10 protein-coding genes are annotated in these 9,957 nt (G+C 59.7%); 2 read left to right on the forward strand and 8 right to left on the reverse strand.

Features of this window, described 5'->3' with window-relative positions:
* Positions 1-112: 112 nt before the first annotated feature.
* The 7 genes from AX760_RS24840 to AX760_RS24870 form a co-directional block, all read right to left on the reverse strand.
* Entirely contained in the window at positions 113-466 is a 354-nt protein-coding gene (locus AX760_RS24840; RefSeq protein WP_425348896.1) for a hypothetical protein, read from the reverse strand.
* 165 nt (positions 467-631) lie between these two features.
* Positions 632-1,738 carry an alpha/beta hydrolase gene (locus AX760_RS24845; RefSeq protein WP_071835709.1) on the reverse strand — a complete coding sequence of 369 codons (1,107 nt, stop codon included), beginning with the start codon at positions 1,736-1,738 and terminating at the stop codon, positions 632-634.
* A 75-nt stretch (positions 1,739-1,813) separates the two neighbouring features.
* Positions 1,814-3,049 (reverse strand): MFS transporter, encoded by a 1,236-nt coding sequence (locus tag AX760_RS24850; protein WP_245295101.1) that lies wholly within the window; start codon positions 3,047-3,049, stop codon positions 1,814-1,816.
* A gap of 129 nt (positions 3,050-3,178) precedes the next feature.
* Positions 3,179-4,495 (reverse strand): adenylate/guanylate cyclase domain-containing protein, encoded by a 1,317-nt coding sequence (locus tag AX760_RS24855; RefSeq protein ID WP_245295102.1) that lies wholly within the window; start codon positions 4,493-4,495, stop codon positions 3,179-3,181.
* 222 nt (positions 4,496-4,717) lie between these two features.
* A complete protein-coding gene (locus AX760_RS24860; protein ID WP_280950802.1) occupies positions 4,718-5,089 on the reverse strand; it encodes a c-type cytochrome in 372 nt (123 codons plus the stop codon).
* Positions 5,086-7,332 (reverse strand): xanthine dehydrogenase family protein molybdopterin-binding subunit, encoded by a 2,247-nt coding sequence (locus AX760_RS24865; RefSeq protein ID WP_071835705.1) that lies wholly within the window; start codon positions 7,330-7,332, stop codon positions 5,086-5,088. The genes AX760_RS24860 and AX760_RS24865 overlap by 4 nt, the downstream gene beginning before the upstream one ends.
* A 14-nt stretch (positions 7,333-7,346) precedes the next feature.
* A complete protein-coding gene (locus tag AX760_RS24870; protein ID WP_071835706.1) occupies positions 7,347-7,793 on the reverse strand; it encodes a (2Fe-2S)-binding protein in 447 nt (148 codons plus the stop codon).
* A gap of 157 nt (positions 7,794-7,950) precedes the next feature.
* On the opposite strand from AX760_RS24870, the gene AX760_RS24875 reads away from it, so the two are divergent.
* Complete coding sequence (locus AX760_RS24875) at positions 7,951-8,841, forward strand: LysR family transcriptional regulator (protein ID WP_071835707.1); 891 nt, start codon at positions 7,951-7,953, stop codon at positions 8,839-8,841.
* 410 nt (positions 8,842-9,251) lie between these two features.
* Here AX760_RS24875 and AX760_RS27850 read toward each other — a convergent pair whose 3' ends face one another.
* Positions 9,252-9,614: a hypothetical protein gene (locus AX760_RS27850; protein ID WP_245295103.1), complete on the reverse strand. Its 363-nt coding sequence runs from the start codon at positions 9,612-9,614 to the stop codon at positions 9,252-9,254.
* Positions 9,615-9,695: 81 nt separating this feature from the next.
* Between AX760_RS27850 and AX760_RS28015 the strand changes: the two genes are divergently transcribed.
* Entirely contained in the window at positions 9,696-9,917 is a 222-nt protein-coding gene (locus AX760_RS28015) for an EAL domain-containing protein (protein WP_280950803.1), read from the forward strand.
* Positions 9,918-9,957 lie beyond the last annotated feature (40 nt).

Here is a 9,957-nt window from a genome sequence, read left to right on the forward strand (position 1 = left end):
GCGAAAATCGACCTACAAATCCACATCCGGAACTGTCCCGGAATTAGTGGAATTGCTGTCCCGTATTTACTGAAATCCCTGTCCGCGAATTACTGGAATCTCTGTCCCGAAATTAGTGAAACACGCAGTATTCCCACTCGTCGGCGCCATCGCCGATTTTCTGGCCAACGAGATAGCGCGTGAGAACGTCGCTCTGATAATCGACGAGCACCATATGGGTGCCGGTGGGAACAGGCTGCCCGGCTTTGAGCGCTGCCAATGCCTCAGGGCTCGTCAGCATGTGTTCCCGCGTGATGCCCCGCCGAACCGTAGTGTAATGCTCAAGCTGATCGAGAGGCGGGAAGGTGACGGAGTTGGGGGCCGCAAGTGCTGGCGTCGGAGACAACTCGGTTTCGACCAGAAAATAACCTGCCAGAACGACCACGAAGGGTAGGGCCAGGAAGCCGGACCAGCGATAGATTCTCATAGTTTTCATCCTTGTGGCGGTCGATTAGCCGCTGCCGCAACCTGCGCCTTGCAATGCGCAAGCGTATTCTCGAGCGCGCCATGATGTCTCGGTCGCCCCACGACGACCGAGACAGATGGACGCGCTGAAGCCTCAAGTGGCTCCCGCGCCCGTGTCGCTTCATCTTCAGGCGAGGTGCTGATCGAAGAAGCCCTTCAGCCTGTCGAACGGGATAAGATCGACGCGATCGTAGAGATCGACGTGGCCGGCGCCCTTGATCCAGACCAGTTCCTTCGGCTCCACGGCCCGGTTGTAGGCGTCCTGGCTGAATTCCTTCGAATGCGCCTGGTCGCCGGAGATGAACAGCATCGGGCGAGGGGAGATCGTCTCGATGTCGTTGAACGGGTAGAAGTTCATGAACTTGACGGCGCTGCTCAGGGTCGGCTTCGTCGTTGTTTCTCTGGCGACGCCTGCGGGCGTGAATTCACCGCGCGGCGTGCGGTAGAAGTCATAGAACTCGCGCTGGATCGGATCCGTCTCAGTGGTCAGTTCGAGCGTGGTGCCGCCGATGTATTGGATGTCTGCACCATCAGCCTCTGCCCAGCGCTGTTCGGCTGCCGTCGCGATGAACTGCTTGCGCTGCTCGACCGTCTGGGACTTGTTCAGTGCGTCGCGGAAGGCGGCGCCCATGTCGTACATGCTGACGGTTGCGACCGCCTTGATACGTGGATCGATCTTGGCGGCGCTGATGACGAAGCTGCCGCTGCCGCAGACGCCGATGGCGCCGATATTGGAGCGATCGACGAAAGCCTGCGAGCCGAGGAAATCAACGCCGGCGCTGAAGGCTTCGGCATAGGCTTCCGGCGAAACCAGGTTGCGGGACGCGCCTTCGCTCTCGCCCCAGAACGGCAAGTCGATCGACATGGCGACAAAGCCCTGTTCCGCCATCTTGGTTGCGTAGAGATTGGCGCTCTGTTCCTTCACTGCACCCATCGGATGGCCGACGATGATGGCCGGGTTCTTCGATGCGCGGTCAAGGTTGTTCGGGAGGAAGAGATTGCCGGCGACATTCGTCTGGTACTGGCTCTTGAACGTGACCTTTTGCAGGGTCACGCGGTCGCTCGTGTAGAAATTGGACGCGCCGTTGGACATGTCTTGAGCCTTTGCAGTTGTGGAATCGAAAATGGACATTGCCCCAAGTGCCGCGACGCCGGCGCCCGTCATCTTGAGCAGGTTTCGGCGATCGATGCCTGGCGTCGACGTTTCAACGTCCTTGGGAATTTGGTCGGTCATCTGCATGTCTCCTTGAGTGGTGATGCAATAGGAATTGATCTGGAGGAATTGAGCTGGATGGAATGGCCGCCGGTTTTATCGGCGGGGTGAAAGCCGCCATGCGGCGATGGCGAACAGGAACGAGCCGACGAGCAGCACTGCGGCGAACAGGAACGTGGTCCACCAGCCGTAGCCGTCGAACAGCACACCTCCGATGGATGCGCCAAGGGTGATCGCGAGCTGGATGATAGCCACCTGCAGCCCGCCACCGGCCTCGGCATCGTCGGCCATTGTGCGGCTGAGCCAAGTGCCCCAGCCAACGGGAGCAGCGGTGCTGAACAGACCCCAGCCGATCAGCAGGACGGCGGTGATTGTGGAAGATGAGCCGAATGCAATCAGTGCCAATGCAATCACGGCCATGATCAACGGGATCGCCCCAAGAATGAAGAACAATCGCTTCTGCAGCAGGTTGCTGACGATGGTGGTCCCGGCGACACCTGCCAGGCCCATCAACAGAAGAAGGAGAGAGAGGGTCGAGATCGACACGGACGTGACGGTCTCCAGGAATGGGCGCAGGTATGTGAACAGCGCGAACTGCCCCATGAAGAGAAGCATGATCGAGGCCATGCCGATCGCGACCGGTGGACGAAGCAGCAGCCGGAAGACATTCGACGAGCCCTCGCTATGACGCGGCGGCAGAGAGGGCAGGCTGATCCACTGCCAGACGAGCGCCAGCAGTGCCAACGGAACGACAGCAAAGAACGCGCCGCGCCACCCAATATAGCTGCCAAGCAGGCTTCCGAGCGGCGCTGAGATCGTGGCCGCAATGGCGTTGCCGGCGTTCAGCATTGCAAGGCCCCTGGGAACGGAGTCTTCCGGAACCAGCCGCATGACGATCGATGTGGACATCGACCAGAAGCCGCCAATAGCGATGCCCAGCAAGGCTCGGCCGATCATCAACACGAGATAGTTCGGAGCGAATGTGACGATCGTTCCGGAGATCACCAGGATCAGTGAAAACGACGCAAGAACCAGCCGTTTGTCCAATCGACGCGTCAGCGCCGCCACCAAAATGCTGGTAGCAACTGCAAAGATGCCGGAGATTGATATTGCCTGGCCGGCGCGGCCTTCCGTGACACCCAATTCGGTTGCGATTGGTGAGAGAAGGCTGACGGGCATGAACTCGGATGCGATCAGGACGGAGACGCACAAAGCCATCGAGACCACGGCACCCCAGGCGGCAATCGGCACGGTCGAGGTGGAGGGAATCGCGTCCGCTGCTTCGCTGTCGCCGGTGTTGAAGTCAGATCGTGTGAGAGCGTGCTGTGTCATGGAGGCAATATATGCCGGATGAATTTCCAGGATTAGTCACTGTAATTCGCTTGGACCTATCGACATAGGACATCAATCAAGGGCGCTTTGAAGGCAGTCATGAACTCATGGCTTACATGACCAGTCCCATTAGTTTTCGCCGTAGCGGAAGACTTCTATCGGCGTACGCAGACTACGGATTGCAAAAGTTCCTACGTGGGTCAGAGGAGGAGCACTCCGTATCTGTTGTGCGGTGGTGCCGCTGATCAGACAGAACGTGCCAGTCTCCTTGCTGAGTTCCTGTAATCTTTGGGCAAGATTTACGGCATCACCATAGAGGGTATAGGTCTGGCGGGCGCCAGTGCCGACAGTACCGGCCGCGACCAGTCCTGTCGCGATGCCAATCCGCAAACGGATCTGTTTCCCGTCGAAATCCCGTTGCGAAATCATTGCCAGAATATCCTGGGCTGCGTTTACGGCTGAATCCGCGTGATCTTTCTTGGACAGCGGTGCGTTGAACGAAATCAGCAGCGCATCCCCAAGGTAATTGATGACCACACCGCCGTGCCGGTCGACGATGTCGGTGACGGCGCTGAAAAACTCGTTCAGCAGATGCACGAGCGTGGTCGGGGGCAGGCCCTCTGAGAGACGTGTGAAACCTGCAATATCGGCGAACATCAATGTCGCCTGGCGGGACTGGGGGATCAGATGCCCCTCGTCCAGCAGTTCGCGCAATATCGGGGCCGGTACATAGCGCCCGAAAAGGCTTTGCACCCTGTGTCGATTGGCTTCCGCTTGTGCATGCTCGCTCACCACACGACGCGCGCGATGAACCGACAAGGCAGCGATCGCCGTGACAAGGGTTATGGTGAGGGCTTCTTGGAGGCGGGAGGCAATGCCTAGAAAGTCGGGATCGAGGACTGTCTGAATGTAGATTTCCGGGGAGGGGGAAATCGGGAGACTGTTGTAGCTCACCACCTTATCCATGCCCCACAGGATCCAGCCGGTAGCAAAAAGCAATCCACTGGCCGCCCAGACACCCGTCCACAGCACCAGTGGCGGCGAGAGCGTCAGAACCGCCGCCGCGATCACGACATAGTAGTACTGGACGGAACTGGTGAGAAATACCATGTTTTGTGGCACGTCACCGCCGCTGCTGAGTGGTATGAAGGCCAGAAGAACGGTTACCGTTGTCGCATCGAAGGCAAAGATTGCATAGCGAGCATGGCGTTCGTAGCGCGTGCCGGCGGCAGTCAGTGATGTGAGGCCGCCCAAAGCGATCAAGGATGTGATCGCAGCAATGCCAACACTGATGGGGAAGTAGTAACTGAGCAGCTGGGCGAAAGCGATGAGCATCACGGCGACCGTTCGGCCGAGCATCGCAATCCGGAAACCCGTTCTTTCCGCGTTGGACAACGCAGTCGCTATGGTATCGGATTGTTGCGTCAACGTGCCATCAATAGCCAAGGTCGTTCCTCTCGCGATAGTCGCTGGCAACATCGTTGGGGATAGCCAATGGAATGCCCCGATAAAATTCCGGGCACGATCTCCGTCTCCCGCTCAGAGCATATTCAAATAGAGAGCCGGTCGGCCTATCTGCGTTTGCTAGCAGATATGCGGACCGGCCAGAGACAATATGATCTCATCGGTTTTACAGCCGCAACCTGCGTCCGCTGATCGGCGTTTCCGTCAGTGCGTTGCCAAGAAGTCGATGATTGCCTTGCGCTCGTCCGCCTTGGCAAATCGCTGGGTCATCCGCGTTCCCTTGATCAGCCCGCCCGGATTGGTGAGATAGGTGTCAAGCTGGGCGGCATCCCAGTTAATGCCGGAGCCCTGCATGGCCGGGGAGTAACGGAAGCCTTCCAGCGTTCCCGCCGTCCGACCGATCACGCCCTGCAGATGCGGCCCGACGCCGTTGCGCGTGCTGTCGATCTGGTGACAGGCGCCGCAGCGCTGCTTGAACAATCTTGCTCCATCAGCCGCGTCCTGGGCATGGGCCTGGCAGGCCAGCAGGGTTGTGGCCACGGCCGCCCGGGCAAGTTGCTTCATGGTTCTGATCATGCCTTCTTCTCCTCAAAGGTCGTCTTCGACAGCGGCAGGCTCCTTGGCCGCTCGGTGGCGAGCACGGCCACCGCATTGGCGATGGCCGGTGGCACACCCGGTAGGCCGGGTTCGCCAATGCCGCCGATTGGCGCTCCGCTTTCAATGATGCGCACATGCACCCTCGGCATCATGTCCGGTGTCAGGATCGGATAGCCATCGTAATTGCGGGCCTGGGGAAGACCGTCGATATAGACCACTTCCTCCAGCAGTGCCGAGGAGACGCCGAGTGCCACGGCCGAATTGACCTGATGCTCGATCACCCGCGGATTGACGATGCTGCCCGGATCGATCGCGACCCACACGTCGTGAACCACGACCTGACCATCCGAAAGCGAAACTTCCGCGATCGTTGCGACTTCGCTGCCGAAGGGGGATGCCATGGCGAGGCCACGGGCGCGGCGTGTGCCGTCTTCTGCCGCAAACGGCCCCCGCTTCCAGCCACCGGATAGCTCGGCCACGGCCTGCAGCAGCGTGTGATGGCGAGCACTGTCCTTCAGCAGTTCGAGGCGGAGTTCATAGGGATCCTTCCTCCCGGCATCCGCCATCTCGTCGAAGAATGTTTCCGAGAAGAAGTCGTTCATCGAATGGCCGACCGAGCGCCAGAAGCCGATGATGGCGGGATCGTCGACATGAATCTGTGCGATCCGCTTGTTGGGGATCGCATAGATCTTGCCGGCGATGCCTTCCACGGCCGAACTGTCAACCTTGTCGGGCTGGCGACCAAACCAGCGACCCGTTGCGCCTTCGCCCACCGCGACAGCCGAAACCGCTGTCGGGTTGCCGTCCTGATCAAGGCCTGCGCGGAAGCGGACCACTCCCATGGGTCTCAGTGTATCGCGCAGGAACTCCTCTTCGCGGCTCCAGACCAGCTTGATCGGACGCCCGATTGCCTTTGCAAGCAGGATGGCCTGCGGATAGGGGTTGGCGCTCTGGTAGAGAAAGTGGCGACCGAAAAAGCCACCCAGCATCGGTGAGTGAATGATGACCTTCTCAGGCGCAATGTCGGCCACCTTGGCAGCATCGCCCTGAAACATTTCCGGTGCCTGGTTCGGTATCCAGAGTTCGAGCGTGCCGTCCTCGTTCCAGCGGGCAACCGCAGACGGCGGCTCCAACTGGCCATGGACCAGGTGGGGCGCGTCATAGGTCGCTTCCACCACCTTGGCGGCGGATGAAAGGGCTGCGGCTGCATCCCCCTGTTCCTCGAAGACCACGCCGTCGCCGGTCGTTGCCTTGAGCTTTTCCATGTGGCCGGCGCTGGAGAAGTCGGCAGGCATGGCATGGGCAGTTCCGGCGGCTGGTTCTGTCCAAGTGACCTGCAGCGCCTCGACGGCCATGCGCGCGCGCCACCAACTGTCTGCGACCACGGCGACGGCACCGGGAAGCCTGTGCACAGAATGCACGCCTTTCCGCACCTTCACCTCGGCCTCGTTGGCCAGGCTGCCGGGTTCGCCACCCAGCCGCGGGCTGTGCTGGACGGCGGCGTAGAGCATGTTCTCGACCTTGGTATCGATCGCATACTGGGTCTTGCCCGTCGACTTGGCCCGGATATCCAGACGTTCGACCGGCTTTCCGATCCAGCGAAAGTCCTTGGGCTCGCGCAGCGTCACCGTCTCTGGAACGGGGAGACGTGCGGCGGCCTCGGCGATCTCTCCATAAGCGAGGCTCCGGCCCGACGCGGCATGCATCACACGACCCGGCTCGGTCGAAAGCTCTGCCACAGGGACCGACAATCTCTCAGCGGCAGCCTGCAGGAGCATGCCACGCGCCGATGCTCCCAGCTTGCGCATGAGGTCGTAGCTGGAGCGAACCGAAAAACTGCCGCCCGTGAAGCGGTAGCCACCGATCAAGCCATAGTCCGGACCGGGCGGTGCCGCCTCGACCACGAAATTGGCCGGGTCGACATCGAGTTCTTCGCCGACGATCTGTGCCATGGCCGTGAAGATGCCCTGACCACCTTCGATGAAGGCGCTGCGGAAGAATACTGTGCTGTCGGGACGGATCTCGATGAAGGCCGGGACGCGGGTTCCCGGAGCCGCTGCCGCAGCGGCGGCCTGAGCCAGCGCCGGGCGTATGGCGCCAGGCACGGCGACGCCGAGAACCAGGGCACCGGCCACCGTGCCGAGGAACCCGCGGCGCGAAATATTGAACGGTTTGTCGTGGCTTGCGGCATTGCCGGGAACGTCTGTATGAATCTGGTTCATGGTCATCCTCCCGATCAAGCCTGTGCCGCGTCGCGCACGGCGGCAGCGATGGCGTTGTAGGTTCCGCAGCGACAGAGATTGACCATGGCGGCAGCGATGCCGTCGTCCGTCGGCTGCGGCGTCTCTTTGAGGAGTGCGGTGGCGGCCATGACCTGGCCGGACTGACAGTAGCCGCATTGTGGCACCTGATTTACGACCCAAGCCTCGACCACCTTCCGGCCAACCGGATCATCGGTGATCGCCTCGATTGTGGTGATTTGCGTGCCGACCACGGTATCGACCGTCGTGACGCAGGAGCGGGTCGGCTGCCCATCGACGAGAACGGTGCAGGCGCCGCATTGCGCAACGCCGCAGCCATATTTGGTTCCGGTCATGCCGAGCGTGTCGCGAAGCGCCCAAAGCAGAGGCGTGTCAGCTTCAATATCGACCTCTTGCCGTATTCCGTTGATGTTGAGTTCCATGCTGTCGTCCTTCGATCGGTTCTTCGGGGCGCGTGGGACAGTGCTGGACTGCTCCATGAAACAACCTATCAAGCGCTTTTGATATGCATTAGTGGTCTGCAGTCGCTTAGATTAATCGACCTATGCCATGAATGGTTGCCTACATGCGGAGTGAAGGATGCCCAGGGAAGATTTCAACGACTTGCTCTGGTTTCTGGCGGTCGCCGAAGACCGCAGCTTTACCAAGGCGGCGGCAAAACTGGGGATTACCCAATCGACGCTCAGCCACACCATCAAACGGTTGGAAAATCGCTTGGGATTGCGCCTTTTTACGCGCACTACGCGAAGCGTCTCACTGACCGAAGCAGGCGACAGGCTCTACTATGCGCTGCTTCCGAGCATCCGGGATATCCGAGGTCAGCTCGAGGCGCTTTCGGATCTCCGCGACAAGCCTTCGGGCACTGTCCGGATTACCCTGTCCGACCATGCCCTGGAGACGGTGGCGTGGCCCAAGCTCGAGCCGGTTCTCAAAGCCTATCCGGAAATCCGCGTGGAACTCAGCCGAGATAATGGTTTGCGCAACATCGTCGAGGACGGTTTCGACGCGGGTGTACGTTTGGGTGAGAGTATCGAGAAGGACATGATCGCTGTCCGTATCGGTTCGGACTGGCGGATGCTGGTCGTCGCGTCGCCGGACTATCTTGCGGAAAAGTCGGTGCCGCAGCACCCGCAGGATCTGCTTGGTCACAACTGCATCAACATGCGTCAGGCAACTGCCGGCGGGCTGTACACGTGGGAGTTCGAAAAGGCCGGACAGGAGCTCAGGGTCCGCGTTGCCGGTCAACTCACCTTCAACAGCTCCTATCCGATGGTCCAAGCCGCAGTGAAAGGTCTCGGGATCGCCTTTGTGCCAGAGGATCTCGTCGGCATTCAGCTCGCTTCTGGGGCGCTGTTGACCCTTCTGGACGACTGGACGCCGCCTTTCCCAGGCTACTATCTGTACTATCCAAGCCGTCACCAGAACTCGCCGGCCTTTCGCGTTGTCGTTGATGCACTCCGACAGCGGTAAGCTTGAACCGAAACCGAGACTTGCAGCACCTCGCCAAGGTCTCCCTTGATGCGCCATGGCTCATAAGCATCTCCTGGACCATCGAGTATGATGTCATCAAACATCCGCTCTTGGCCTGCTTGTTATTCTCCAAGCGCCTTGCGCTGCAGCAGCCCATGATGGTGGCTCTGTCAAGTCATTGAGCCGAATGCAGATTCTTGCCCTCATCCAAAGTCGTTCACAGTTTCGATTAATCATGTCCAGCTAATATGGAGAGCTGTGCCCTTTCGGACGTCTTCAATGCAAACAGATGGGAAATGTGTCGAGTACGGAACTTTTTTGCGTACTTCACGAAGGACTTCCGGATCAATCCGCATGGGGAGCAAAGGGAATATTTACAAGCCTCCGCGCCATCAGACCCCGCAATTAATTCAAAGCCCCCTCAGGGGGCATTGAATTAATTGCGGGATGCGAGGAGCATCATCAGATGCAATCCGCGCCAGAAGGTTGGTCGATGCGGCAGCCAAAAACTGCTGTTCAAGAACGTCAATCGCCGCCATCGACGCCATGATATGTGCGATTGAGCCATGGACCTGGAGGCTCGCCGGCTGGTGCCCAGGCGTTTGACCGATGACTGCCGTCTGGATGAGATCCCGGACGATCGGCATCAGGCGCTGCGTGGCCTGTTCGTTGCGATTGTTGCGCGCCCAGAAGAGCAGCTTGCGAATGTCGATCTCGATATTGGCCGGATTGAACTGCCCTTTCAGCTTCGCAAGCTTCTCCCAAAAATCCACCGTCGGCTCCCCCTGAGTGACCGGGCGGACGAAATTACCAAATCGCTGCAAGCTCTCGGTGATGACGGCGTTGCTGCTGCACTGGATGACTTCGGCACCGGCTATGCCTCACTCAGCCACCTGCAGCAGCTTCCAGTGCAGTCAATCAAGATCGACAAGAGCCTCGTTGGCGATATGACCGAAAATCGCCAGTTTGCGGCAATTGTCAACTTGTGTTGTCAACGCCGGAGTAAAATCCGGCCAGGCGGCGGAGCAAAACCAGGCCACTTGTGGCGCACGCATGAGACGTCCGGGAGGGCGTAGCCCGAGCGGGGGTCTCATGCGTGCGCGTCGATTTTCTGAA

The sequence above is a fragment of the Pararhizobium antarcticum genome, from assembly GCF_001885585.1.
Taxonomy (GTDB): domain Bacteria; phylum Pseudomonadota; class Alphaproteobacteria; order Rhizobiales; family Rhizobiaceae; genus Pararhizobium; species Pararhizobium antarcticum.

Coding starts and splice junctions, on each gene's coding strand:
- AX760_RS24840 (WP_425348896.1), bottom strand. CDS start 466: ATGAGAATCTATCGCTGGTCCGGCTTCCTGGCCCTACCCTTCGTGGTC.
- AX760_RS24845 (WP_071835709.1), bottom strand. CDS start 1,738: ATGACCGACCAAATTCCCAAGGACGTTGAAACGTCGACGCCAGGCATC.
- AX760_RS24850 (WP_245295101.1), bottom strand. CDS start 3,049: ATGACACAGCACGCTCTCACACGATCTGACTTCAACACCGGCGACAGC.
- AX760_RS24860 (WP_280950802.1), bottom strand. CDS start 5,089: ATGATCAGAACCATGAAGCAACTTGCCCGGGCGGCCGTGGCCACAACC.
- AX760_RS24865 (WP_071835705.1), bottom strand. CDS start 7,332: ATGAACCAGATTCATACAGACGTTCCCGGCAATGCCGCAAGCCACGAC.
- AX760_RS24870 (WP_071835706.1), bottom strand. CDS start 7,793: ATGGAACTCAACATCAACGGAATACGGCAAGAGGTCGATATTGAAGCT.
- AX760_RS24875 (WP_071835707.1), top strand. CDS start 7,951: ATGCCCAGGGAAGATTTCAACGACTTGCTCTGGTTTCTGGCGGTCGCC.